Annotated in this window: 26 protein-coding genes; 2 read left to right on the forward strand and 24 right to left on the reverse strand. The window is 60.8% G+C overall.

The genetic code is table 11. The annotated features are described in order from the left end of the window. Positions 1 to 21 precede the first annotated feature (21 nt). Complete coding sequence (gene leuA, locus AC1RCO_RS19045) at positions 22 to 1,701, forward strand: 2-isopropylmalate synthase (protein ID WP_011063199.1); 1,680 nt, start codon at positions 22 to 24, stop codon at positions 1,699 to 1,701. A 97-nt stretch (positions 1,702 to 1,798) separates the two neighbouring features. Here the strand turns inward: leuA and AC1RCO_RS19050 are convergent, their stop codons facing one another. From AC1RCO_RS19050 to trmJ, 22 genes are all read right to left on the reverse strand, one after another. Further along, a complete protein-coding gene (locus AC1RCO_RS19050) occupies positions 1,799 to 2,206 on the reverse strand; it encodes a hypothetical protein (RefSeq protein ID WP_492617946.1) in 408 nt (135 codons plus the stop codon). Positions 2,207 to 2,300: 94 nt separating this feature from the next. After that, the gene (locus AC1RCO_RS19055) at positions 2,301 to 3,092 is read right to left on the reverse strand and encodes an amidohydrolase (RefSeq protein ID WP_011063201.1); all 792 of its coding nucleotides are present in this window, start codon (positions 3,090 to 3,092) and stop codon (positions 2,301 to 2,303) included. Further along, positions 3,080 to 4,228, reverse strand: a complete 1,149-nt coding sequence (locus AC1RCO_RS19060; RefSeq protein ID WP_065365253.1) for a pyridoxal phosphate-dependent aminotransferase — start codon at positions 4,226 to 4,228, stop codon at positions 3,080 to 3,082. Before AC1RCO_RS19060 ends, AC1RCO_RS19055 begins: the two co-directional genes overlap by 13 nt. A 186-nt stretch (positions 4,229 to 4,414) precedes the next feature. Beyond that, positions 4,415 to 5,887, reverse strand: a complete 1,473-nt coding sequence (gene der, locus AC1RCO_RS19065) for a ribosome biogenesis GTPase Der (RefSeq protein WP_011063203.1) — start codon at positions 5,885 to 5,887, stop codon at positions 4,415 to 4,417. Positions 5,888 to 6,094: 207 nt separating this feature from the next. Then, positions 6,095 to 7,246 (reverse strand): outer membrane protein assembly factor BamB, encoded by a 1,152-nt coding sequence (bamB, locus tag AC1RCO_RS19070; RefSeq protein ID WP_011063204.1) that lies wholly within the window; start codon positions 7,244 to 7,246, stop codon positions 6,095 to 6,097. Beyond that, the gene (locus AC1RCO_RS19075; protein WP_011063205.1) at positions 7,239 to 7,880 is read right to left on the reverse strand and encodes a tetratricopeptide repeat protein; all 642 of its coding nucleotides are present in this window, start codon (positions 7,878 to 7,880) and stop codon (positions 7,239 to 7,241) included. Before AC1RCO_RS19075 ends, bamB begins: the two co-directional genes overlap by 8 nt. A 40-nt stretch (positions 7,881 to 7,920) precedes the next feature. Beyond that, the gene (gene hisS, locus AC1RCO_RS19080; protein WP_011063206.1) at positions 7,921 to 9,210 is read right to left on the reverse strand and encodes a histidine--tRNA ligase; all 1,290 of its coding nucleotides are present in this window, start codon (positions 9,208 to 9,210) and stop codon (positions 7,921 to 7,923) included. 23 nt (positions 9,211 to 9,233) lie between these two features. After that, positions 9,234 to 10,343, reverse strand: coding sequence for a flavodoxin-dependent (E)-4-hydroxy-3-methylbut-2-enyl-diphosphate synthase (ispG, locus tag AC1RCO_RS19085; protein WP_011063207.1), 1,110 nt, complete (start codon positions 10,341 to 10,343; stop codon positions 9,234 to 9,236). A 3-nt stretch (positions 10,344 to 10,346) separates the two neighbouring features. Then, entirely contained in the window at positions 10,347 to 11,363 is a 1,017-nt protein-coding gene (locus tag AC1RCO_RS19090) for a RodZ domain-containing protein (protein WP_015636879.1), read from the reverse strand. Further along, on the reverse strand, positions 11,363 to 12,121 hold the full coding sequence (gene pilW / locus AC1RCO_RS19095) for a type IV pilus biogenesis/stability protein PilW (RefSeq protein ID WP_011063209.1): 759 nt from the start codon (positions 12,119 to 12,121) through the stop codon (positions 11,363 to 11,365). The genes AC1RCO_RS19090 and pilW overlap by 1 nt, the downstream gene beginning before the upstream one ends. A 12-nt stretch (positions 12,122 to 12,133) precedes the next feature. Continuing rightward, entirely contained in the window at positions 12,134 to 13,282 is a 1,149-nt protein-coding gene (gene rlmN, locus AC1RCO_RS19100) for a dual-specificity RNA methyltransferase RlmN (protein WP_011063210.1), read from the reverse strand. A gap of 28 nt (positions 13,283 to 13,310) precedes the next feature. Then, a complete protein-coding gene (gene ndk, locus AC1RCO_RS19105) occupies positions 13,311 to 13,736 on the reverse strand; it encodes a nucleoside-diphosphate kinase (RefSeq protein WP_011063211.1) in 426 nt (141 codons plus the stop codon). A 94-nt stretch (positions 13,737 to 13,830) separates the two neighbouring features. Next, positions 13,831 to 14,031 (reverse strand): Fe-S cluster assembly protein IscX, encoded by a 201-nt coding sequence (iscX, locus tag AC1RCO_RS19110; RefSeq protein ID WP_011063212.1) that lies wholly within the window; start codon positions 14,029 to 14,031, stop codon positions 13,831 to 13,833. A gap of 15 nt (positions 14,032 to 14,046) precedes the next feature. Further along, complete coding sequence (gene fdx, locus AC1RCO_RS19115; RefSeq protein WP_011063213.1) at positions 14,047 to 14,388, reverse strand: ISC system 2Fe-2S type ferredoxin; 342 nt, start codon at positions 14,386 to 14,388, stop codon at positions 14,047 to 14,049. Positions 14,389 to 14,391: 3 nt separating this feature from the next. Beyond that, on the reverse strand, positions 14,392 to 16,254 hold the full coding sequence (gene hscA, locus AC1RCO_RS19120) for a Fe-S protein assembly chaperone HscA (RefSeq protein ID WP_011063214.1): 1,863 nt from the start codon (positions 16,252 to 16,254) through the stop codon (positions 14,392 to 14,394). Positions 16,255 to 16,305: 51 nt separating this feature from the next. After that, positions 16,306 to 16,827, reverse strand: a complete 522-nt coding sequence (hscB, locus tag AC1RCO_RS19125) for a co-chaperone HscB (protein WP_011063215.1) — start codon at positions 16,825 to 16,827, stop codon at positions 16,306 to 16,308. A gap of 8 nt (positions 16,828 to 16,835) precedes the next feature. Beyond that, positions 16,836 to 17,159 carry an iron-sulfur cluster assembly protein IscA gene (gene iscA / locus AC1RCO_RS19130; RefSeq protein WP_007929524.1) on the reverse strand — a complete coding sequence of 108 codons (324 nt, stop codon included), beginning with the start codon at positions 17,157 to 17,159 and terminating at the stop codon, positions 16,836 to 16,838. A gap of 42 nt (positions 17,160 to 17,201) precedes the next feature. After that, positions 17,202 to 17,588, reverse strand: coding sequence for a Fe-S cluster assembly scaffold IscU (iscU, locus tag AC1RCO_RS19135; RefSeq protein WP_007929523.1), 387 nt, complete (start codon positions 17,586 to 17,588; stop codon positions 17,202 to 17,204). Positions 17,589 to 17,682: 94 nt separating this feature from the next. Further along, positions 17,683 to 18,897, reverse strand: a complete 1,215-nt coding sequence (locus tag AC1RCO_RS19140) for an IscS subfamily cysteine desulfurase (RefSeq protein ID WP_015636881.1) — start codon at positions 18,895 to 18,897, stop codon at positions 17,683 to 17,685. A gap of 50 nt (positions 18,898 to 18,947) precedes the next feature. Then, positions 18,948 to 19,439 carry a Fe-S cluster assembly transcriptional regulator IscR gene (gene iscR, locus AC1RCO_RS19145; protein WP_011063217.1) on the reverse strand — a complete coding sequence of 164 codons (492 nt, stop codon included), beginning with the start codon at positions 19,437 to 19,439 and terminating at the stop codon, positions 18,948 to 18,950. Between the two features lie 240 nt (positions 19,440 to 19,679). Beyond that, on the reverse strand, positions 19,680 to 20,456 hold the full coding sequence (gene cysE / locus AC1RCO_RS19150) for a serine O-acetyltransferase (protein WP_011063218.1): 777 nt from the start codon (positions 20,454 to 20,456) through the stop codon (positions 19,680 to 19,682). Next, complete coding sequence (gene trmJ, locus AC1RCO_RS19155) at positions 20,456 to 21,229, reverse strand: tRNA (cytosine(32)/uridine(32)-2'-O)-methyltransferase TrmJ (RefSeq protein WP_019094261.1); 774 nt, start codon at positions 21,227 to 21,229, stop codon at positions 20,456 to 20,458. Before trmJ ends, cysE begins: the two co-directional genes overlap by 1 nt. Positions 21,230 to 21,474: 245 nt before the next feature. Between trmJ and suhB the strand changes: the two genes are divergently transcribed. Further along, positions 21,475 to 22,290 (forward strand): type III secretion system regulator SuhB, encoded by an 816-nt coding sequence (gene suhB, locus AC1RCO_RS19160; protein ID WP_011063220.1) that lies wholly within the window; start codon positions 21,475 to 21,477, stop codon positions 22,288 to 22,290. Positions 22,291 to 22,419: 129 nt separating this feature from the next. Here suhB and AC1RCO_RS19165 read toward each other — a convergent pair whose 3' ends face one another. Both AC1RCO_RS19165 and secF read right to left on the reverse strand, forming a co-directional pair. Continuing rightward, positions 22,420 to 22,974: a glycine zipper 2TM domain-containing protein gene (locus AC1RCO_RS19165; RefSeq protein ID WP_011063221.1), complete on the reverse strand. Its 555-nt coding sequence runs from the start codon at positions 22,972 to 22,974 to the stop codon at positions 22,420 to 22,422. Positions 22,975 to 23,096: 122 nt separating this feature from the next. Further along, on the reverse strand, positions 23,097 to 24,011 hold the full coding sequence (gene secF, locus AC1RCO_RS19170) for a protein translocase subunit SecF (protein ID WP_011063222.1): 915 nt from the start codon (positions 24,009 to 24,011) through the stop codon (positions 23,097 to 23,099). Between the last annotated feature and the right edge of the window lie 2 nt (positions 24,012 to 24,013).

The raw sequence follows: 24,013 nt of genomic DNA on the forward strand, positions 1-24,013 counted from the left end.
CCGGACAATAAGGATTTCTCCATGACCATGCTCAAAGACCCATCCTCCAAGTACCGCGCGTTCCCGACCATCAACTTGCCGGACCGTACCTGGCCGTCGAAAACCATCACCAGCGCGCCGATCTGGTGCAGTTCGGACCTGCGTGATGGCAACCAGTCGTTGATCGAACCGATGGATGCCGTCAAGAAGCTGCGCTTCTGGAAGACCCTGGTGGCTGTGGGAGTGAAGGAAATCGAAGCTTCTTTCCCGGCCGCTTCGCAAACCGACTTCGACTTCGTGCGCACCCTGATCGAAGGCGGCCACATTCCGGACGACACCACCATCCAGGTATTGACCCAGGCCCGTGAAGACTTGATCGCCCGCACCTTCGAGTCCTTGCGTGGAGCGAAAAAGGCCATCGTCCACCTGTACAACGCCACCAGCCCTTCGTTCCGCCGCATTGTCTTCAACCAGGACAAGGCCGGTGTGAAAGAGATCGCGGTGAATGCGGCCAAGCTGTTCGTCAAATACGCCGCCCAGCAACCGGAAACCCAGTGGCAGTTCGAGTACTCGCCAGAGACCTTCAGCGCCACCGAGCTGGAGTTCGCCAAGGAAGTCTGCGACGCCGTGGTGGAAGTCTGGAACGCCACGCCAAGCAACAAGGTGATCCTCAACCTGCCGGCCACCGTTGAAGTCGCCACACCGAACATCTACGCCGACCAGATCGAGTGGTTCTGCCGCAACATCAACCGTCGTGACAGCGTGCTCATCAGCCTGCACACCCACAACGACCGCGGTACGGGCGTGGCCGCCACCGAGCTGGGCCTGATGGCCGGCGCCGACCGTGTCGAAGGCTGCCTGTTCGGCAACGGCGAGCGTACCGGTAACGTCGACCTGGTCACTGTGGCCTTGAACCTCTATACCCAGGGTGTGAACCCTGAACTGGATTTCTCCGACATCGACGGCGTGCGCAAAGTCGTGGAAGAGTGCAACCAGATTGCCGTGCACCCGCGTCACCCTTATGTCGGCGACCTGGTCCACACCGCGTTCTCCGGCTCGCACCAGGACGCGATCCGCAAGGGCTTCGCCCAGCAGAAAGCCGATGGCTTGTGGGAGGTGCCGTACTTGCCGATCGACCCGGCCGATATCGGTCGCAGCTACGAGGCGGTGATCCGCGTCAACAGCCAGTCGGGCAAGGGTGGTATCGCCTACCTGCTCGAGCAGGAATACGGCATCAGCTTGCCACGCCGCATGCAGATCGAGTTCAGCCAGGTGGTGCAGCGGGAAACCGACCGCCTGGGCCTGGAAATGACCGCCCAGCAGATCCACGCGCTGTTGCACAGCGAGTACTTGCAGGCCAACACTCCTTACGCGCTGGTCAGCCATCGCTTGCAGGAAGAGAACGGCCACAGCGCCGTGGAAGTGGAAGTCTCGAGCAAGGGTCAGGGCGAGACCAACCTCAGTTGGCGCGGCAAGGGCAACGGTGCCCTGGAAGCGCTGGTGGCCGGGCTGCCGGTTCCGGTGGAGATCATGGACTACAACGAGCACGCCATCGGCGCCGGCACCAACGCCAAGGCGGCGGCCTACATCGAACTGCGGGTCAACGGTGAGCGCGCCGTGCACGGCGTCGGTATCGACGAAAACATCACCACCGCCAGCTTCAAGGCGCTGTTCAGTGCGCTGAACCGCTCCTTGAGCGAGCAGCAGGCCAAGGCAGCCTAAAGGCTGCCAAAAGCAAAAGGCCCCGAGGAGCTCGACTCCCCGGGGCCTTTTTTATGCAGGAACAGATAACACCAGCTAAATGTCAGCAACGACTGTTTCAGGCATGCACATCAACACTGAACATGGCTTGCAGCAAAGCCGCCTGCAGCACCTGCAAGGTGCTGTTGGTCACGGCGATCTGCGCCTGGACTTCCATCACCTGCTGGGCTTTCTGTTCGTCGCTGGCCTGGCCCTTCTGCACATTGGCCAATTGGGCCTGCTGTTCGGTCAGGGTTTTCTGGGTCTGCTCGATCTGTTTCTGCAGCGCCTTGACCGGATCACCACCGGCCTTTACCGCATCGATATTGGCATCGCCAGAGTTGACCCGCAGCTCCTTATCCTGACCGTCCTTGCTGTCATCCACCGGCGCCAGCGGGCTGGCGCTGTTGCCTTCGGCTTCAGTCGAAGCAGTTTTGGGTGCCGACAGGGGGTAAGAATTGACGATGGTGGCAGTGATGGTAGTCATGGTTGATTCCTCCTGAACTGATCCTGCTATCGGCCTTCACCCTCGAAGCTTGATATTCGCAACCTGTAAAAAAGTGTGCAGTGCCGAAGCGATCCTAAGTGAACATGAAGGTATCGGCGTCGAGGTTCGCCGGAAAACGCGCACGGTAAGCCGCCAGTTCACCCGCGTTCAGGCACACCTGGAAGACGCCATCGGCCTCTCCGGCGCTGAGCAGGGTTTCGCCCTGATAGTCCAGAACCTGGCTGTCTCCGGTATAGGCAAAGCCCTTGCCGTCGGTGCCCACCCGGTTCACCGCCGCAACGTAGCAGAGGTTTTCAATGGCCCGGGCTGGCAGCAGGCGATTCCAGTGCAGGCGGCGGGCACCCGGCCAATTGGCGGTGTAGAGCAGCAGGTCGGTGTCCTGGGCGTCCCGGCTCCACACCGGGAACCGCAGGTCGTAGCAGATCAGCGGGCGAATACGCCAACCCTTGAGCTCGAACTGTACCTGCCGTTCCCCCGGCGTGTAGTGATTGTGCTCGCCGGCCATGCGAAACAGGTGGCGCTTGTCGTAGTGCCAGACCTCACCGTCAGGGCGCGCCCACAGCAAGCGATTACGATGGCTGCCATCCGCTGCCTGGATTATCACGCTGCCGGTGATCACCGCATTCAGCTTCTTCGCCTGGCCACGTAGCCATTTGCTGGTAGGGCCATTCTCCGCTTCCGCGAGAGTCGCGGATTCCATGGAGAATCCGGTGGTAAACATTTCCGGCAGGATGATCAGATCTGCACCACGGGCCTGCTCCAGCAACTGCTCGAAATGCTCGAAGTTGGCCTGGCGGTCGTGCCAGGCCAGGGTGGTCTGGATCAGGGCCAGATTCAGATCGGGTAATGCACTCAGATCACGCATAGTTTCTCCGCTGCTTGGCGCAACGTCTCCTCGCGCTTGGCAAAACACAGACGCACCAGGCGCTGCCCCTGGGGCGGCTGCTGATAGAACACCGACACCGGAATGGCCGCCACGCCGTGTTCGCGGGTCATCCATGTCGCCATGTCGACATCATTCAAGTCTGGACGAATCTGCGAATAGTCCACCAATTGAAAATAGGTACCCGACACCCGGTTGAAGCTGAAACGCGAGGCGCTCAGCAGATCGCAGAACAGATCACGCTTGGCCTGGTAAAAGGCCGGCAACTCTTCGACATGTTCCGGGTGTTCGGCCATGAAGTCCGCCAGAGCGTACTGCAAAGGCGTGACCCCGCAGAAGCTGACATATTGATGCACCTTGCGCAGCTCGGCGCTCAGGGCCGGTGGTGCAACCACATAACCGGTCTTCCAGCCGGTCACGTGGTAGGTCTTGCCGAACGAGCTGACCACGAAGGCACGCTGATACAGCTCCTCATGGGCCAGCACACTGACATGGGGTACGCCATCGAACACCAGGTGTTCGTAGACCTCGTCACTGACCAGATAAATATCGCGATCACGGATCAGGGCGGCCAACTGGTCCAGCTCGGCGCGGCTGATCAAGGCACCACTGGGGTTGTGCGGCGAATTGAGGATGATCATCCGCGTGCGCGGACTCAGGGCTTCACCGAGTTTCTGCCAATCGAGGGCAAAGCCCTGCCCGGCCAACGGCACATGCACACAACGCCCACCGGCCAGCTCCACCGACGGCTCATAGCTGTCGTAACTGGGGTCGAACACAATGACTTCGTCACCGCGCTGGATCACCGCCTGGATGGCACAGAAGATTGCCTGGGTCGCACCGGGCGTGATGGTCACCTCAGCGTCCGCATCGACCTGGACGCCATAGCTGCGGGCGATTTTCGCGGCGACCTGCTGGCGCAGTGCCGGTAGGCCGGTCATGGGTGCGTACTGGTTATGGCCATTGGCGGCATGCCAGCCAAGCGCATCACGCAGGGCTTGCGGGCCATCGAAATCAGGAAAGCCCTGGGACAGGTTGAGCGCTCCGGTTTCCACCGCGAGCTGGGACATTTGCGTGAAGATGGTGGTGCCGACATTCGGCAACTTACTGATGATCATGAGGATTCCCTGCTGAGCAGTCCGCACTACGGCGGCGCGGAGGTCCCCGAGAATAGCCCAAACGCCAGGCATGAAAAAGGGCGCCCGGGGCGCCCTCTTATCCACACAGATCCCGTAGGAACTGGCTTGCCAGCGAAGCTCTGAAGCAGGTCCGGAGCTTCACCGGCAAACCGGCTCCTAAGCCGGTCAGCGCTTGTCGCGACGCTTCTTGTCGGCCTTCTTGTGGTGCGACATCAAGCGACGCTTCTTGTTGACCTGGCGGTCGGTCAGCGTGTTCTTGTTGCCTTCGTACGGGTTCTCGCCGCCCTTGAACTCGATGCGGATCGGCGTACCTACCAGCTTCAAGACTCGACGGTAGGTGTTTTCCAGATAGCGCACATAAGACTTGGGCACCTTCTCCACCTGGTTGCCGTGGATCACGATCAGCGGCGGGTTGGCACCACCCAAGTGGGCGTAGCGCAGTTTGATCCGGCGATTGTTGACCATGGGCGGCGCGTGCTCGCCAACGGCATCTTCGAGGATCTGCGTCAGGCGGCTGGTGGGCCAGCGGGTTACCGCCGACTTGAAGGAGTTCTGCACCGACTGGTAGAGGTTGCCCACACCGGTACCGTGCAGCGCCGAGATAAAGTGGATATCGGCGAAGTCGACGAAGAACAGCCGGCGTTGCAGCTCGGTCTTCACATAGTCGCGCTCGCTCGGCTGCATGCCGTCCCACTTGTTCAGGGCGATCACCAGGGCCCGACCGGCTTCCAGGGCAAAGCCCAGCAGGTTCAGGTCGTGGTCCACCACACCTTCGCGGGCGTCCATGACAAAGATCACCACGTTGGCGTCCTTGATCGCCTGCAGCGTCTTGACCACCGAGAACTTTTCGACTTCCTCGTGGATCTTGCCGCGCTTGCGCACACCGGCGGTGTCGATCAGGGTGTACTTCTCGTCGTTGCGCTCGAACGGGATGTAGATACTGTCGCGGGTGGTGCCGGGCTGGTCATAGACGATCACCCGATCTTCACCGAGCATGCGGTTGACCAGGGTCGACTTGCCGACGTTGGGACGACCGATGATGGCGATCTTGATCCCGTCCTTCTCGCTCGGGCCCGGAATGCGCTTGGCTTCCTCACCCTCGGCAACGATCTCTTCCTCGCCTTCTTCCGGCTCGTCAGCGTCATCCTTGGGAAATTCGCTCAGGGCGATTTCCAGCATCTGGGTGATACCGCGGCCATGAGCACCGGCGATCGGGATGGCATCGCCCATGCCCAGCGGCGCGAACTCGGCGCGGGCCATGTCCGGGTCGATGTTGTCGACCTTGTTGGCGATCACGTAGGAAGTCTTGTTACGTTTGCGCAGGTGCTCGCCGATCATCTGGTCGGCCGCGGTAAACCCGGCCTTGGCGTCCACCAGGAACAACACCACATCAGCTTCTTCGATGGCCAGCAGCGACTGCTCGGCCATCTTTTCATCCATGCCATGCTCGTCACCGGAGATACCGCCGGTGTCGATCAGAATATAGGTACGCCCTTGCCACTTGGCCTCACCGTATTGGCGATCACGGGTCAGACCGGACAGGTCGCCGACAATGGCGTCGCGAGTCCGAGTCAGGCGGTTGAACAAGGTGGACTTGCCGACGTTAGGTCGGCCCACCAGGGCGATTACGGGAACCATGCGGCTCTCCACTGCGTTAATTCAGAAAATACAAAAGCCGCTGCGAGGCAGCGGCTGGTGCTCGGGGCAGCACTGTAGGAGCGAGCGTGCTCGCGATTAACTCCATGGCGCCGCGCTCGTCCAGCAAGCTGGCGTCACCTGGCATCCATCGCGAGCACGCTCGCTCCTGCAGTTCGCTTGGGGATCACCCCAAGCATAGTCAAACCATTACTTGATGGTCAGGGCTTCCAGTTTGCCGCTGTTGCCATACACATAAATCATGTCGCCCACCACCAGCGGACGAGCACGCAGGCCGTCGCTATCGATGCGCGTACGACCGACGAAGCGACCGTCAACCTGGCTCAGCAGGTGCAGGTAACCTTCCAGGTCGCCCACGGCTACGTAGCTGGAGAAGACTTCCGGTGCCGACAGTTGGCGGCGAGCCAGGGAGTCGTTGCTCCACAGCGCGGTAGTCGAACGCTCGTCCACGCCTTCCACGGTACCCGAGGACAGGCTGACATAAACGCTGCCGAACCCTTGGGCCACACCGGCGTAGCTGGAAGCATCACGCTGCCACAGCGGACGGCCGCTCTCCAGGTCCAGGGCAACCACACGCCCCTGGTAGCTGGCAACGTACAGGGTGCCACCGGACAGCAGCAGGCCACCGTCGATGTCCACGACCCGATCCAGTTCGGAACGGCCTTGTGGAATGGCTACACGCTGTTCCCACACCGGCACGCCGTTGCGAATATCCAGCGCGACCACCTTGCCGGTGGAAAGACCGGCCAGGGCCAGACGGTTGGTCGCCAACGGCGCACTGGTGCCCCGCAGGGTCAACACCGCTGGAGTGCTGTCGTAGAGCCAGATCTGGTGACCGGTGCTGGCTTCAAGGCCAATCACGCGGTCGTCCTGAGTCTGCACCACCACCACGTCACCGTTGGTAGCTGGCGGAGCCAGCACTTCACTGGTCACACGGGCACGCCATTTCTCTTCACCGCTGGAGGCATCCAGGGCAACCACTTCGCCTTTCAGAGTGCCGATCATGACCAACCCATAACCCACGCCCACGGCGCCGGAAACAGGCAGTTCGAGATCTTTCTTCCATTTGACGTCGCCGTTCATGCGATCCATGGAAACCACCACGCCGGTCACGTCAGCGGCATAGATGGTGTCACCATCGATGGCTGGCACCAGCATGTTGTAGGTTTCGCCCTGACCGTCACCGATCGAACGGCTCCACTGCTTCTGCAGGACCACTTCTTCTTTGAAGTCGACCAGTTCCGCCGGTGGCAGTTCTTTCTTGCTGTTGCTGCTGCAACCCGCGGCCAACAAGGCCAGAGCCAGCAATGCTGCATGTTTCCAACGGATCACGTCATGCATCCCCTTTGGCCAGGTCGTCCAGCTTGATTTGTAGGCCACCGACTGCCGCTTCATCCGAGAGCGCCGCCTTGGCTTTTTGGTATGCCGCATGGGCTTCGTCCACACGGCCCAGCTGGACCAGCAGATCGCCCTTGAGTTCTTCACGAGTCGCCAGGAATGCCTTGTCGGCATCGCCGTCGAGCAGCTTCAGAGCCTCGTCGGCCTTGTTCTGCGCCGCCAGTACCTGTGCCAGGCGCTGACGCGCCACTTCACCCAGGGTCGGGTTGGCGGGCTTGTCGGCCACGGCCTTGAGCTGTGCCGCTGCATCGTCCAGCTTGCCGGTGTCTACTGCCACCTTGGCCACGAACAGGTTGCCGTACTGCGCGTAGGCAGTACCGCCGAACTCGCTGTTGAGCTTGCCCGCCAGGTCCGTAACACGAGCCGCATCCGGCTTGCCATCCGGCGTCAGGGTAGTTTCCAGCAGTTGCTGATAGAGCACCGAAGCGCCTTGCGACTGATTGTTCTGATACTTGTGCCAGGCTTGCCAGCCGAACACGATAACCAGGGCCAGCAGGCCGCCAGTCACCAGGGGTTTGCCGTTACGCTGCCACCAGTCTTTCAATTCCGCCAGCTGTTCATCTTCGGTACTCGACACCCCAATACTCCTTATTCGCTAAATCGGCTGTTTGACAGCTTCAACCCTGCACGACGCAGGTGGCCAGGTGCGCAGCGAGTGCATCCCAGGCAATGCTTTGTTGTTCGCCCTGGCCACGCAGGGGTTTGAAACCTACCACTTGCTGGGCCAGTTCGTCGTCACCGAGGATCAGCGCATACAGCGCGCCGCTCTTGTCGGCCTTCTTGAATTGGCTCTTGAAGCTGCCGGCACCGGCATTGATCTGCAGACGCAGGTTCGGCAATTGATCGCGAACACGCTCGCTCAGCGCCAGAGCGGCCAGTTCGGCGGCCTCACCGAAGGCGCAGAGGTAAACGTCGACCTGGCGCGAGATCTCTTCCGGGACCTGCTCCAGGGTTTCCAGCAGCAGCACCAGACGCTCGATCCCCATGGCAAAGCCAACGCCCGAGGTAGGCTTGCCGCCCATCTGCTCCACCAGGCCATCGTAACGGCCACCGGCACAGACAGTACCCTGGGCACCGAGCTTGTCGGTGACCCATTCGAAAACGGTCTTGCTGTAGTAATCCAGCCCGCGCACCAGCTTGGGGTTGATCACATAGGGGATACCCGCAGCATCCAGGCGGGCCTTGAGGCCTTCGAAGTGCACGCGGGACTCTTCGTCCAGGTAGTCGGCCAGCTTGGGCGCATCCACCAGCACGGCTTGAGTGTCCGGGTTCTTGGTATCCAGCACCCGCAGCGGGTTGGTCTTCAGGCGGCGCTGGCTGTCTTCGTCCAGCTTGTCCATGCGCGCCGACAGGAACTCCACCAGCGCGTCGCGATAGCGCGCGCGCGCTTCGGCGGTACCCAGGCTGTTGAGTTCGAGCTTGACCGCATCACGGATGCCCAGCTCGCCCCACAGGCGCCAGGTCAGCACGATCAGTTCAGCATCGATGTCCGGCCCGTCGAGGTTGAATACCTCGCAACCGATCTGGTGGAACTGGCGATAACGGCCTTTCTGCGGGCGCTCGTGACGGAACATCGGGCCGATGTACCACAGCTTCTGCACCTGGCCACCGCCAGTGATGCCGTGCTCCAGCACTGCACGGACACAGGCAGCGGTGCCTTCCGGACGCAGGGTGAGGGAGTCGCCGTTGCGATCTTCGAAGGTGTACATCTCTTTTTCGACGATGTCGGTCACTTCACCGATGGAGCGCTTGAACAGCTCGGTGAACTCGACGATCGGCATGCGGATCTGCTTGTAACCGTAGTTATCCAGCAGGCGCGCCACAGTACCCTCGAAATAACGCCACAGGGGCGTCTGCTCGGGCAGGATGTCATTCATGCCACGAATGGCTTGCAGAGACTTGCTCACAAAAAATCCTTAAATACGTTCGGTTAGCCGCGAGCGATCAGCGCTGCGTCGGCCTCGACCTTTTCGGCCGCCTTCTGCCGGATCAGCTTTTCAAGCTCGTCCACCAGATTGTCATTGGTCAGTTTCTGTGCCGGCTTGCCATCGATGTAGATCAGGTTCGGTGTACCACCGGTCAGGCCGATGTGCGCCTCTTTGGCTTCACCCGGGCCGTTGACCACGCAACCGATCACTGCAACATCCAACGGCACCAACAGGTCTTCAAGTCGTCCTTCCAGTTCGTTCATGGTTTTCACCACATCGAAGTTCTGCCGCGAGCAGCTCGGGCAGGCGATGAAGTTGATGCCACGGGAACGCAGGTGCAGGGACTTGAGAATGTCGTAGCCGACCTTCACTTCCTCGACCGGGTCGGCCGCCAGCGAAATGCGAATGGTATCGCCAATTCCTTCGGCCAGCAGCATACCGAGGCCGACGGCGGATTTCACTGTGCCTGAACGCAAACCACCGGCTTCGGTGATCCCCAGGTGCAGGGGCTGGATGATTTCCTTGGCCAGCAGGCGATAGGCCTCGACGGCCATGAACACGTCCGAGGCTTTCACGCTGACCTTGAAGTCCTTGAAATTCAGGCGTTCCAGGTGCTCTACGTGACGCAGCGCCGACTCCACCAATGCAGCCGGGGTCGGTTCGCCGTATTTTTTCTGCAGGTCTTTTTCCAGGGAACCGGCGTTGACCCCGATACGGATCGGGATCCCGCGATCACGGGCAGCATCCACCACCGCGCGTACCCGGTCTTCACGACCGATATTGCCCGGGTTGATCCGCAGGCAATCGACGCCCAGTTCGGCCACGCGCAGCGCGATCTTGTAGTCGAAGTGGATGTCGGCCACCAGCGGTACCTTGACCTGCTGCTTGATCCGGCCGAACGCCTCGGCGGCGTCCATGTCCGGCACCGAAACCCGCACGATATCGACACCGGCGGCTTCCAGGCGGTTGATCTGGGCGACGGTTGCGGCCACGTCGTTGGTGTCGCTGTTGGTCATGCTCTGCACCGCAATCGGGGCATCGCCTCCGACCGGTACCGAGCCGACCCAGATCTTGCGGGATTCGCGACGCTTGATTGGAGATTCGCCGTGCATGACTTATTGACCTAACTTCAGGCGAGCAGTCTCGCCACTGGTGAACGGGGCGATATCCACCGCCTGACCGTTGTAAGTGATTTGTGCGCCACGGGCATAGCCCAGACGTACGGCAAAAGGCGGCTTGCCGCTGACATCGACATTTTCACCCTTGCGCTTGAGGGCGCTGAGCAGAACCTTGCCGTTGGCATCGATGACCTGGGCCCAGCAGTCGGCGCTGAACTGGATCTGTACCTGGCCCGCGCCTGCAACTGCAGTTGCCGCAGCGCTGCCCGGTGCAACCGCAGCAGCAGGCGCGGTCGGCGTGACAGGCGCTTGCGCCACGGCAGCCGGTGCGACAGGCGCCGGAGCCGGCGCGTTGTGCACGGGAGCTGCGGGGACGGACGCAGTGGCAGCCGGCGCCGGAGCGGTCGAAACGGCTGGGGCGGCAGGAGTCTCGCTCGCTGCCTGGCCTTCGCTTTGAGCGGCGTTGTCCAGCGCTTCGCTCTGCCCCTCGGCAACCGCCTGGTCTTCGGGCTCGTCGATAGGATGAATCTGGGTAGTGCCGTCGGCGCCTTCGACCTCGACATGCTCGGGGCTCAGGGAGACCGGCTCCTTGCCGCGCTGGGAGGACTGATCCTGCCACCAGATGAAACCGCCACCAACCACCGCCACCAGCAGCAGCAAACTGACAATGCGCAAGATAGTGTGGGAAACCCGCACCGGCTCTTCGATGCGCCCCAGGGCATGGACGCTGCTGCCCTGGGAGTCGGTACCGGTGTATTGATCGAACTCCTGGACCAGTACCGCCTGATCCATGCCCAGCAATTTGGCGTAGGCACGAATATAGCCACGGGCGAAAGTGTGCCCCGGCAGCTTGTCGAAGGCGCCAGCTTCCAGGTTGCTCAGGGAGCTCACGGTGAGGTTGAGCTTGTGGGCCACTTCGGCCAGCGACCAACCATTGCTTTCGCGGGCCTGACGCAGGGTCTCACCGGGGTTTACGCGAGTCACTGCTTGAACTTCGGGATGGGCCGCTTTCATCATTGCTCCGACAGGTATTGCTGATATTCCGGCGTACCGGGATAAAGTCGTTTTAGTTGCAGACCGTAACTGGCGGCCTTGTCGCGATCTTCGAACACCGTTGCCAGCCGAACGCCGAGCAATAGACTACGTGCATTTTGCTCGCCGAGCAGGCTAAAACGATCGTAATAGTCGCGCGCGGGCACATAATGCCTGTCTTCGTAAGACAACTCAGCCATTTCCAGCAATGCACGGGGCTGTTGATGATTGAGACGCAAGGCCTTTTCCAGCTGCAGCTGGGCCAGATCACGCTGGCCGAGCCTTGAAGCGGTCATGCCGAGGTTTTCAAACACTCGGGAACGTTCGGGGTACAGAGTATCAGCAGCGGCTTGCTCAAAGCGCTGATAAGCCTCTTTGTAACGTTTTTCCTGGAACAGAAAGCTGCCGTAGTTATTGAGGATCCGGGCACTGTCCGGACGCGCCGCCAGGGCCTGGCGAAAATGCTCGTCGGCCAGGGCCGGTTCCATCTCGGCCTGGAACACCAGTGCCAGGGCAGCATTGGCGTCGGCATCGGCGGGGGCCAGTTCCAGGGCTTTCTTCAGTGGCACCTTGGCCCGCTCGCTCATGCCCTGCTGCAAGTAGCCCAGGCCCAACTGCACATAGGCCTCGCGCGCCTCGTCGCGCCCCTTGCTGGTGTTCATCGGGTTGGAATCACCCGACAGAACACAGCCAGCACACAGGCTGGCAACAAGCAGGAGCAGCGCAAAGCGCAGGGCCATGGAGATCCTCTCTCAGGTACGGGTCGCGGCGCTTTGCGGCATATCGGCGTCGGCGCTCAACTCACGCACGGCGATATAGCGTTCGCTACGACGGGTGCGGTCCAGCACCTGCCCGACCAACTGACCGCAGGCGGCATCGATGTCTTCACCACGCGTGGTGCGCACGGTGACGTTGAAACCGGCGTGATGCAGCTGGTCCTGGAAGCGACGAATGGCATTGTTGCTCGGACGCTCGTACCCGGAATGCGGGAACGGGTTGAACGGGATCAGGTTGATCTTGCACGGTACATCCTTGAGCAGCTCGATCATCTCCACCGCGTGCTCAAGCTTGTCGTTGACGTCTTTGAGCAGGGTGTACTCGATGGTCAGCACACGCTTCTCACCCAGGGCCGACATGTAGCGCTGGCAGGACTCGAGCAGCATCTTCAGCGGGTACTTCTTGTTGATCGGTACCAGCTGGTTGCGCAGCGCATCATTGGGTGCGTGCAGAGACAACGCCAGCGAGACGTCGATGTGCTTGGCCAGCTCATCGATCATCGGCACCACGCCGGAGGTCGACAGGGTCACCCGGCGCTTGGAGATGCCGTAGCCCAGGTCGTCCATCATCAGGTGCATGGCAGCGATGACGTTGTCGAAGTTCAGCAGCGGCTCACCCATGCCCATCATCACCACGTTGGTGATGGCACGGTCGACGGTCGCCGGGACGCTGCCAAAGGATTTGTTGGCAATCCACACCTGGCCGATGACTTCGGCGGCGGTGAGGTTGCTATTGAAGCCTTGCTTGCCGGTGGAGCAGAAACTGCAATCCAGGGCACAGCCCGCCTGGGACGAAACGCACAGAGTGCCACGCTTGCCCTGGGGAATGTAGACGGTCTCGACGCAGCTGCCGGACGCCACGCGCACCACCCATTTACGGGTGCCGTCGCTGGAGATGTCCTCGCTGACCACTTCCGGACCGCGAATCTCGGCAACAGCCTTGAGCTTTTCGCGCAAGGCCTTGCCGACATTCGTCATGGCGTCGAAATCATCGACGCCAAAGTGGTGAATCCATTTCATTACCTGACCGGCACGGAAACGCTTCTCCCCGATTGAGTCGAAGAATTTCTCCATTTCCGGTTGAGTAAGCCCCAACAGGTTAGTTTTGCCGATCGATGCAGTCATGGTTTCACCTCTCACGCGCAAGCCTTACTCAGCGAGCGGTTACTTCAGTAGCTGCGAAGAAGTAAGCGATTTCGCGAGCAGCGGCAGCTTCGGAGTCCGAACCGTGAACGGCGTTGGCGTCGATGGACTCGGCGAAGTCAGCACGGATGGTGCCGGCAGCAGCTTCTTTAGGGTTGGTAGCGCCCATCAGCTCACGGTTGCGAACGATGGCGTTTTCGCCTTCCAGAACCTGAACAACAACCGGGCCGGAAGTCATGAAGGCAACCAGTTCGCCGAAGAAGCCACGCTCGCTGTGCTCAGCGTAGAAGCCTTCAGCTTCAGCCTTGGACAGTTGCTTCATTTTCGAAGCTACAACGCGCAGGCCGGCTTCTTCAAAACGGGAAACGATCTTGCCGATAACGTTTTTTGCAACAGCGTCAGGCTTGATGATGGAGAAAGTACGTTGAACAGCCATGGTGTAACTCCAGAAACGGTGATTAAAGCGAAAAATTAAACCCGCGAATTATACGCGGGTTTATAGGGATTGCCTAACTGCGTAGCCCGCGGATTCAGTCAGCTTCGTCGATCCAGGCGGCCTGAATTGCTTCAAGAACCTTCTCGCCTCCGCGAGCCGGATCGTCGCTGAACTCCGGCAGTGCCAGAACCCATTGGTGCAGATCGACAAAGTTCACATAACGCGGATCCACATCCGGCTTGGACTCAGCCAGTTGGATCGCGATTTCCAGTACATCAACCCACTTGAGGCTCATGCCAGTTCCTTGAAATCAGTGCGGCGCTTCGGCTGCATGGTTGAGCGAGTATTTTGGAATTTCGACGGTCAGGTCTTCATCGCCGACGATGGCCTGGCAGGACAGGCGCGACTGCGCTTCCAGGCCCCAGGCCTTGTCCAGCAGGTCTTCTTCCAGCTCGTCAGCCTCGTTCAGCGAGTCGAAGCCTTCACGAATGATGCAATGGCAGGTGGTGCAGGCACAGACGCCGCCACAGGCACTTTCGATCTCGATGTGGTTGTCATGCGCCACCTCGAGCACCGAGACGCCAGGCTCGACCTCTACAACCAGGCCGTCCGGACAGAACACGGCGTGTGGCAGAAAAATGATCTGCGGCATCAGTTATTCCTCGATTTCATTCAGGTTGCGCCCCGCCAGCGCGGCTTTCACCGTCGAATCCAGGCGTCGGGCAGCAAAGGCATCGGTCACTTGCGACAGACGCTTGGTCTGCTGCTCGATGGCATAACCATCGGTGCCACGCATCAATTCACTCAATTCCTGCATCTGCAGCTCGATGACCATGCGCTCTTCGGCGTCCAGCAGACGCTCGCCATCGGCGTCCAAGGCACCTTGCACCGCCTCGATCAGGCGCTGAGCATCAACCTGCTGCTCGCGCAGTACACGGGCCACCTTGTCGTCGCCGGCGTACTGGAAGGAATCCTTGAGCATCTTGGCGATCTCGCCGTCGGTCAGACCGTAGGATGGCTTGACCTGGATGCTGGCTTCGACGCCCGAACCCAGCTCTCGCGCAGAAACGCTGAGCAGGCCATCGGCGTCGACCTGGAAGGTCACGCGGATCTTCGCCGCACCGGCCACCATCGGTGGGATGCCGCGCAATTCGAAACGCGCCAGGGAGCGGCAGTCGCTGATCAGCTCGCGCTCGCCCTGCAGCACATGAACCATCATGGCCGTCTGGCCATCCTTGTAGGTGGTGAAGTCCTGGGCACGGGCAACCGGAATGGTGGTGTTGCGCGGAATCACCTTCTCCATCAGCCCGCCCATGGTTTCCAACCCCAGGGACAGCGGAATCACGTCCAGCAGCAGCAATTCGCCGCCTTCGCGCTTGTTGCCGGCCAAGGTATCGGCCTGGATCGCGGCCCCAATGGCCACCACTTGATCCGGATCGATCTCGGTCAACGGCTGGCGACCGAACATTTCAGCCACCGCCTCACGCACACGCGGCACACGAGTCGAACCGCCCACCATGACCACCGCCTGCACTTCATCCAATTCGACATTGGAATCGCGTACAGCACGACGACAGGCCTTGAGGCTGCGGGCAACCATCGGCTCGATCAGGGCGTCGAAGGCGTCGCGAGTCAGGGTGGCACGCCAATCGCCATACACCACTTCCACGGACGCGGCGCCGGTCAAGGCTTCCTTGGCCGCACAAGCGGCTTGCAACAGACTGCGCTGGGTACCCGGGTCGAGGTCGGCGGACAGGCCCGCGCCCTCGATGATCCAGCCGGCAATGGCGTGATCGAAGTCATCGCCGCCCAAGGCAGTATCGCCACCGGTAGCCAAGACTTCGAAGACGCCGCCGGTCAGGCGCAGAATGGAAATATCGAAGGTGCCGCCACCCAAGTCATAGATCGCCACCACGCCTTCGGCGTGCTGATCCAGACCATAAGCCACAGCCGCCGCGGTCGGCTCGTTGAGCAGGCGCAGCACATTCAGGCCAGCCAGCTTGGCCGCATCCTTGGTGGCTTGACGCTGGGCGTCGTCGAAATAGGCAGGAACGGTGATGACCGCACCTACCAGCTCGCCACCCAGGGCCGCCTCAGCACGCTGACGCAGCACCTTGAGCACTTCAGCCGATACCTCCACCGGGCTTTTCGGCCCCTGGATGGTCTCGATGAACGGCATGTGCGACTCGCCCTCGACGAAGCGATAGGGCAGTTGCTCACCCAGCTGCTTGACGTCGGACAGGCCGCGCCCCATCAGGCGCTTGACCGAAAGCACGGTATTCAAAGGGTCGGTAGGTGCAGCCAGGCGGGCAGACTCGCCCACCTCGACGCGGTCGGCGTGATAACGCACCGCGGACGGCAGAATCACCTGTCCCTGCGCGTCGGCCAGCGGCTCGGAAAGACCACTGCGCAAGGCAGCGACCAGCGAATTGGTAGTGCCCAAGTCGATCCCCACAGCCAGGCGACGCTGGTGCGGTTGAGGACTTTGGCCGGGTTCGGCGATCTGCAGTAGGGCCATGCTTATCTGGACTTATCTGTATATCAGGCGTGCGACCGGAGCGGCACTGGGTTAATCGTCGAGGCGCTCTTCTAACTGGCGCACTTCGTAGGTGAGCTTGTCGAGGAACTGCATGCGCCGCATCAGGCGCTCGGCCTGCTCGCGTTGCGCCGCATCATCCCAACAGGCTGCGAAGCTTTCATTCAGTTCATCCTGGGCTGTCTTGAGCCGACGCTTGAATGCCGCCACTCCGGCCAGGTCGGCGCTGTCCTGCAAATCCTCGAGCTCTTCGCGCCATTGCATCTGCTGCAGAAGAAACTCCGGATCATGCACCGTGACTTCCAGCGGCAACTCGCCGCCATTCAAAGCCAGCAGATAACGGGCGCGCTTGGGCGGGCTCTTGAGGGTCTGGTAAGCCTCGTTGAGGCTTGCCGACTGCTCCAGGGCCAGGCGCTGCTCGCGCTCGGAAGCATCGGCAAAACGGTCTGGATGAACCCCACGCGCCAACTCGCGGTAGCGCGCGGCCAACTGCTCGAGATCCAGGCGGAAGCTCGGTTGCAGCTCAAATAAAGCGAAATGACAAGGAGTACCCACGACAAGCCTCAGATGTTGAAGCTTTCGCCGCAGCCACACTCACCGCGCACGTTGGGGTTGTTGAACTTGAAGCCTTCGTTCAACCCTTCCTTGACGAAATCAAGTTCGGTGCCGTCCAGATAGGTCAGGCTTTTCGGATCGATGATCACTTTCTCGCCGTGACTCTCGAATACCTGATCGTCCTCGCCAATCTCGTCGACGAACTCCAGCACGTAGGCAAGGCCGGAACAGCCCGTGGTGCGAACACCCAGACGAATCCCATCACCCTTGCCGCGCCCGTTGAGGGAGCGTCGCACGTGTTGAGCAGCCGCTTCTGTCATGCTGATAGCCATCGTGACTCCTTACTTGTCGCCAAATCTGTGAAAGCCGATCGGTCAGATCAGGCCTTTCTTCTGCTTGTAGTCGCGTACGGCGGCCTTGATGGCGTCTTCGGCGAGTACCGAGCAGTGAATCTTCACGGGAGGCAGGGCCAGCTCTTCAGCCAGCTGGGTGTTCTTGATGGTTTCGGCTTCATCCAGGGTCTTGCCCTTCATCCACTCAGTGGCCAGGGAGCTGGAAGCAATGGCGGAACCGCAGCCATAGGTCTTGAACTTGGCGTCTTCGATGATGCCCTGCTCATTGACCTTGATCTGCAGGCGCATCACGTCGCCGCAGGCAGGAGCGCCGACCATGCCGGTGCCGACATCCGGATCTTCCGCGTTCATCTTGCCGACGTTGCGCGGGTTCTCGTAGTGGTCGATGACCTTTTCGCTGTAAGCCATGATTCTTAATCCTCACTCATCAGAGAGTCGCTCTTGGGTTCTGCAAATCGCCGTTATCGGTACGCTCTACAGAACCCTGTGCGGCGACTTATATTCAGTGCGCCGCCCACTCGATCTTCGAGATATCGACGCCATCTTTGTACATGTCCCACAGCGGCGACAGAGCGCGCAGCTTGGTAACGGCTTCGCAGACTTTCTGCGCCGCGTAATCGATTTCTTCTTCAGTGGTGAAGCGGCCGAAGGTGAAGCGGATCGAGCTGTGAGCCAGCTCGTCGTTGCGACCCAGGGCACGCAGCACGTAGGAAGGCTCCAGGGAGGCCGAAGTACAGGCCGAACCGGAAGACACTGCCAGGTCCTTGAGGGCCATGATCAGCGACTCGCCTTCAACGTAGTTGAAGCTCAGATTCAGGTTGTGCGGTACGCGGGCAGTCATGCTGCCGTTGATGTACAGCTCTTCCAGGTGCTCGACCTGCTTGTAGAAGCGGTCGCTCAGGGCCTTGATGCGCAGGTTCTCGGCAGCCATGTCTTCCTTGGCCACGCGGAAGGCTTCGCCCATGCCGACGATCTGGTGAGTAGCCAGGGTACCGGAACGCATGCCGCGTTCGTGACCACCGCCGTGCATGGTGGCTTCCAGGCGCACCCGCGGCTTGCGGCTGACGTACAGCGCGCCGATCCCTTTCGGGCCGTAGGTCTTGTGGGCGGAGAAGGACATCAGGTCGACCTTCAGGGCCTGCAGGTCGATGTCGACCTTGCCGGTGGACTGAGCGCCGTCGACGTGGAACAACACGCCCTTGGAGCGGGTCAGTTCGCCGATGGCAGCGATGTCGTTGATGGTGCCGATCTCGTTGTTCACATGCATGATCGAAACCAGGATGGTGTCGTCACGCAGGGCTGCTTCGACCATGGCCGGAGTGATGAGGCCGTCTTCGCCCGGCTCGATGTAGGTCACTTCGAAGCCTTCACGCTCGAGTTGGCGCATGGTGTCCAGGACAGCCTTGTGCTCGATCTTCGAGGTGATCAGGTGCTTGCCCTTGGTGTGGTAGAAATGCGCGACACCCTTGATTGCCAGGTTGTCGGATTCGGTAGCACCGGAAGTCCAGACGATTTCACGCGGGTCGGCGTTAACCAGGTCGGCCACTTGGCGACGGGCGTTTTCCACCGATTCTTCGGCTTTCCAGCCAAACACGTGGGAGCGGGACGCCGGGTTACCGAAGTTCCCGTCGACCAGCAGGCATTCACTCATTTTCTGCGCGACGCGCGGATCAACCGGGGTGGTCGCTGAGTAATCAAGGTAAATCGGCAATTTCATGGACTCTCTCCTAAATCAGGCTGGCTGGCGTGCCGCTAGCTCTTTGGCTGTCATTCGACGGCGGACGCTTCAATCTTGTCCAGGCGCGGCGCCTTGCCATTACAACGGCGCTGGTCCTGACGCTGGGCTACTTCTTGCACCTCACGGCGAGTGACAAGGTCAGCCAAGCTGATACCGCTTAGAAATTCGTGGATCTGCAGGCTCAGATCGCACCACAAGTGGTGCGTCAGGCAGGTGTCGCCGGCATGGCAATCACCCAGCCCCTGGCATTTGGTTGCATCGACCGATTCGTTCACCGCATCGATCACCTGGGCCACCTGGATCCCCTGCATGTCGCGGGACAGCTGATAGCCGCCACCAGGACCCCGGACGCTGGACACCAGATTGCTACGGCGCAATTTGGCGAAAAGCTGTTCGAGATAGGACAGGGAAATGCCTTGGCGCTCGGAGATATCGGCCAGGGAGACCGGGCCATGTTGCGCGTGCAACGCCAGATCGAGCATGGCGGTCACGGCGTATCGGCCTTTAGTAGTCAGTCGCATGGACAAGTACCACGGAGTTTCGGAATGGAGGCGAGTATGCAATACCCGAGTAATCAGGTCAACTATAAGACCAACTACTTTAGTCGGATTTACCCGCAAAAGAGCGCGCGAATCATAGCAAAGTCTGCGACGTAATGGCACAGCGCGATGGCAACAACTGACCCGCGGGTCGCTTATGGCATCTCGGGGGCTTTTTCGCCGGCAAACCGGCTCCTGCAGGAGAAGCCGGTTTGCGGGGCATCAGCCGACCTGGCTGTCGCCCTTGCCCTTGACTTCAGCGAAGTCTTCTTCACGCAGGGCAGGCAAGTCCTTGGCGCAGTAGTCACTGCCCAGATCCTTCAGCGCGCCACACATCCCCTCCAGACGACCATCGACCGCTTGCAGGTGATCAAGCAACTGACCAATGGCCCGCGCCACGGGGTCAGGCATGTCCTCGCTGACGCCATAGGCATCGAAGCCGAGCTTTTCCGCCATGGCCTTGCGCTTGGCTTCCTGCTCATCATTGGATTTCATAATGATCCGCCCCGGAATCCCCACTACGGTCGCACCGGCCGGCACCGCCTTGGTCACCACGGCATTGGAACCGACCTTGGCCCCGGCCCCGACCGTGAACGGCCCCAGCACCTTGGCGCCAGCCCCCACCACTACACCATCTTCCAGGGTCGGGTGGCGCTTGCCTTTATTCCAACTGGTGCCACCCAGGGTCACCCCCTGGTAAAGCGTGACGTCATCACCGATCTCGGCGGTTTCGCCAATGACGATGCCCATCCCATGGTCAATAAAGAAGCGACGACCGACCTTGGCCCCCGGATGAATCTCGATCCCGGTCAGCCAGCGCCCGAAGTTCGAGACCAGCCGCGCCAGCCACTTCCAGCCCATCCCCCACAAGGCGCCGGACAGGCGATGGATCCAGATCGCATGCATCCCCGGGTAGCAGGTCAGCACCTCAAAGGCGTTGCGCGCAGCCGGGTCACGATGGAAAACACTTTGGATATCTTCACGCAGACGTTCGAACATCACTGATCCTTCCGCTTCTGTAGCTCCCCACGAGCCGCTTTCTGGGTTTCCGTGAGGATGCCTCGCAATATATTCATTTCCGCCCGACTGACCGAGCTGCGACCGTACAACCGACGCAAGCGCGCCATCAAGTGTCGAGGTTTCTCCGGATCGAGGAAGTCGATGGCCACCAGGGTTTGCTGCAGGTGCTCGTAGAACCGCTCCAGCTCATCCATGGTTGCCAGCTCATCACTGCGCGGCGACGCCACCTCATCCTTCTCCACCTTGCTCGGCTGGCCCTGGGCTGCCAACCAGGACATGCGCACTTCATAGGTCAGCACTTGCACCGCCGTGGCCAGGTTCAACGAGCTGAACTCCGGATCCGACGGGATATGCACATGGAAATGACATCGCTGCAGCTCGTCATTGGTCAGGCCGGAATCTTCACGACCGAACACCAGAGCGATCTGCGCCCCCTGCCCGGCCTCCTCCACGACCTTGAGGCCCGACTCGCGAGGATCCAGCAGCGGCCAGGGAATGCGCCGATCACGAGCGCTGGTGCCGAACACCAGGGTGCAACCCGCCAGAGCATCCTCCAGCGTCGCCACCACCTGGGCATTTTCGAGAATATCGGTGGCACCAGAAGCCCGCGCATCCGCCTCATGGGACGGAAATACCCGCGGCTCCACCAGCACCAGCCGCGACAAGCCCATGTTCTTCATGGCACGCGCAGCCCCGCCGATATTGCCCGGATGACTGGTATTGACCAGGACGACACGAATGTTCTGCAGCAAGGGAGGCGCTCTCGGACACGGGAAGGGGGAGCAAATATTACAGAACAGGCTGCACCACCGCCTCAAAAATAACCATCTGCCAATTCCGCTGCCTTATTGAGAGCCCGCGACAGGAGCGGCCAATACCCGCTGACGAAATGCGCCACACAGCGGATCAATGCAATCAAAGCGAACGCCGACCTTCATCTGCAAAAGTTTTCTGCTAGAATGCTCGGCTTTCTTTAACAACCTTAGGTGACCTATCCATGCAGCCAATGCTGAATATCGCGCTGCGCGCCGCCCGCAGCGCCAGTGAATTGATTTTCCGCTCCATCGAGCGCCTGGATACCATCAAGGTCGACGAAAAAGACGCCAAAGACTACGTATCCGAAGTTGATCGCGCTGCCGAGCAGAAGATCATCGACGCGCTGCGCAAAGCCTACCCGACCCACGCCATCCTCGGCGAAGAAACCGGCCTGCACGCCGGCAGCGGCGAAGGCGAAGACTACCTGTGGATCATCGACCCACTGGACGGCACCACCAACTTCCTGCGCGGCATCCCGCACTTTGCCGTGAGCATCGCCTGCAAATACCGTGGCCGCCTGGAACACGCCGTGGTCCTGGACCCGGTTCGCCAGGAAGAATTCACCGCCAGCCGTGGCCGCGGCGCCCAGCTGAACGGTCGTCGCCTGCGGGTCAGCGGCCGCACCAGCCTCGACGGCGCCCTGCTGGGCACCGGCTTCCCCTTCCGTGACGACCAGATGGACAACCTGGACAACTACCTGGGCATGTTCCGCGCCCTGGTTGGCCAGACTGCTGGCATCCGTCGCGCTGGCGCAGCAAGCCTGGACCTGGCCTACGTCGCCGCCGGTCGCTTTGACGCCTTCTGGGAATCGGGCCTGTCCGAATGGGACATGGCAGCAGGCGCCCTGTTGATCCAGGAGGCCGGCGGCCTGGTGAGCGACTTCACCGGCGGTCACGACTTCCTGGAAAAAGGCCACGTCGTGGCCGGCAATACCAAATGCTTCAAGGCAGTCCTGACCGCCATCCAGCCGCACCTGCCGGCTTCGCTGAAGCGCTAAGCACCAGCGACAAAAAAAGCACCCCGAGGGGTGCTTTTTTTATGCCCGCAATTGCCGTAGAAGCCAGCTTGCCGGCGAATGGGACCTTGAAATCGCCTTCGCCGGCAAACAGGCTCCTGCAGTTGAGGGTTACTGGCCGGGCTGATTCTGGTTCTGACCGAGAATCAGGCGCCCTTCTTTATCCACCGGAATCTGGTTGCCCGGATCCCGATCCATACGCACCTGGCCCTGCTTGCCACCCAGGTCGTACTTCACGTCATAACCAACGATCTTGTCACTGATGTCATTGACCGTGTTACAGCGAGTCTGGGTGGTGGTGTAGGTATCACGCTCCTGCATGCCTTCCTGCACCTTGTTCCCCGCATAGCCCCCACCAACAGCACCGGCAACCGTGGCGAGTTTCTTGCCATTGCCATTACCGATCATGCTGCCCAACAGGCCACCGCCCACTGCGCCAGCCACGGTGCCCAGGATCTGATGCTCATCCTTGACCGGGCGCTGCCGGGTCACGGCGACGTCCTTGCAGACTTCCCGCGGGGTCTTGATCTGTTGCTTGACCGGCTGAACGGCCAGCACTTGCGCATACTCAGGGCCGCTTTTAACCAGGCTGTAGGTGGCAACAGCACCCCCGGCGGTGACACCGACAGCACCCAATACCGCACCAACCAGCAACGACTTGTTCACGTGAACCTCCTGACCATACATGCGGGTCAAAAGCCCGCGCTTCTCCCAGCCTTGGAGCAAAAAAAAAGGCGCGAGTTCAACACTCGCGCCTTTTTAACTGACAGCCGGAACAGGTCAGGCCATCAAGGACGGTCGTCCACTTCCTTCTCGGTATTGGCCGGAGGAATCAGGTCTTCACTGTTCAGGTTCAGCCAGATCAGCACCACGTTGGCGATGTAGATCGACGAGTAGGTACCCGCCAACACACCGACGAACAGGGCGATGGAGAAGCCCCACAGGTTGTCGCCACCGAAGAACAGCAGGGCCACGATCGCCAGCAGGGTGGAGATCGAAGTGGCCATGGTGCGCAGCAGGGTCTGGGTGGTCGAGATGTTGATGTTCTCGATCAGGCTGGCCTTGCGCAGCACACGGAAGTTCTCACGCACCCGGTCGAACACCACGATGGTGTCGTTGAGCGAGTAACCGATGATCGCCAGCACCGCCGCCAGCACCGTCAGGTCGAAGGTGATCTGGAAAAACGACAGGATACCCACGGTCACGATCACGTCATGGATCAGCGAGACGATGGCACCGACCGCGAACTTCCACTGGAAGCGGAACGCCAGGTAGATGAGGATGCCGCCCAGCGCCATGAGCATGCCGAGGCCACCCTGGTCGCGCAGCTCTTCACCCACCTGCGGGCCGACGAACTCGACGCGCTTGACCTGCGCCGGGTTGTCACCGCCAACCTTCTGCAGCGCTTCAGCCACCTGGTGGCCCAGTTGCGGGTCTTCGCCCGGCATCCGCACCAGCAGGTCGGTGGTCGCACCGAAGCTCTGCACGATGGCTTCGTGATAACCGGCGTCGTTCAGTTGCGAACGCACCTTCATCACGTCTGCCGGACGCTCGTAGGTCAGCTCGATGAGCGTACCGCCGGTGAAGTCCAGACCGTAGTTCAAGCCTTTGTGGAACCAGCTGAACAACGCCAGGATGGTGAGCAGCACAGTGACGCCGAACGCAACGTTGCGCACGCCCATGAAGTTAATAGTACGTAACATGG

Source organism: Pseudomonas sp. GW823-FHT03E05, from assembly GCF_058796855.1.

Bases quoted from the DNA above. Each gene is read 5' to 3' on its own strand.
- leuA (WP_011063199.1), top strand. From the start codon at position 22: ATGACCATGCTCAAAGACCCATCCTCCAAGTACCGCGCGTTCCCGACC.
- AC1RCO_RS19050 (WP_492617946.1), bottom strand. From the start codon at position 2,206: ATGACTACCATCACTGCCACCATCGTCAATTCTTACCCCCTGTCGGCA.
- AC1RCO_RS19055 (WP_011063201.1), bottom strand. From the start codon at position 3,092: ATGCGTGATCTGAGTGCATTACCCGATCTGAATCTGGCCCTGATCCAG.
- AC1RCO_RS19060 (WP_065365253.1), bottom strand. From the start codon at position 4,228: ATGATCATCAGTAAGTTGCCGAATGTCGGCACCACCATCTTCACGCAA.
- der (WP_011063203.1), bottom strand. From the start codon at position 5,887: ATGGTTCCCGTAATCGCCCTGGTGGGCCGACCTAACGTCGGCAAGTCC.
- bamB (WP_011063204.1), bottom strand. From the start codon at position 7,246: ATGCATGACGTGATCCGTTGGAAACATGCAGCATTGCTGGCTCTGGCC.
- ispG (WP_011063207.1), bottom strand. From the start codon at position 10,343: ATGCACGGCGAATCTCCAATCAAGCGTCGCGAATCCCGCAAGATCTGG.
- AC1RCO_RS19090 (WP_015636879.1), bottom strand. From the start codon at position 11,363: ATGAAAGCGGCCCATCCCGAAGTTCAAGCAGTGACTCGCGTAAACCCC.
- pilW (WP_011063209.1), bottom strand. From the start codon at position 12,121: ATGGCCCTGCGCTTTGCGCTGCTCCTGCTTGTTGCCAGCCTGTGTGCT.
- rlmN (WP_011063210.1), bottom strand. From the start codon at position 13,282: ATGACTGCATCGATCGGCAAAACTAACCTGTTGGGGCTTACTCAACCG.
- ndk (WP_011063211.1), bottom strand. From the start codon at position 13,736: ATGGCTGTTCAACGTACTTTCTCCATCATCAAGCCTGACGCTGTTGCA.
- iscX (WP_011063212.1), bottom strand. From the start codon at position 14,031: ATGAGCCTCAAGTGGGTTGATGTACTGGAAATCGCGATCCAACTGGCT.
- fdx (WP_011063213.1), bottom strand. From the start codon at position 14,388: ATGCCGCAGATCATTTTTCTGCCACACGCCGTGTTCTGTCCGGACGGC.
- hscA (WP_011063214.1), bottom strand. From the start codon at position 16,254: ATGGCCCTACTGCAGATCGCCGAACCCGGCCAAAGTCCTCAACCGCAC.
- iscA (WP_007929524.1), bottom strand. From the start codon at position 17,159: ATGGCTATCAGCATGACAGAAGCGGCTGCTCAACACGTGCGACGCTCC.
- iscU (WP_007929523.1), bottom strand. From the start codon at position 17,588: ATGGCTTACAGCGAAAAGGTCATCGACCACTACGAGAACCCGCGCAAC.
- AC1RCO_RS19140 (WP_015636881.1), bottom strand. From the start codon at position 18,897: ATGAAATTGCCGATTTACCTTGATTACTCAGCGACCACCCCGGTTGAT.
- iscR (WP_011063217.1), bottom strand. From the start codon at position 19,439: ATGCGACTGACTACTAAAGGCCGATACGCCGTGACCGCCATGCTCGAT.
- cysE (WP_011063218.1), bottom strand. From the start codon at position 20,456: ATGTTCGAACGTCTGCGTGAAGATATCCAAAGTGTTTTCCATCGTGAC.
- suhB (WP_011063220.1), top strand. From the start codon at position 21,475: ATGCAGCCAATGCTGAATATCGCGCTGCGCGCCGCCCGCAGCGCCAGT.
- secF (WP_011063222.1), bottom strand. From the start codon at position 24,011: ATGTTACGTACTATTAACTTCATGGGCGTGCGCAACGTTGCGTTCGGC.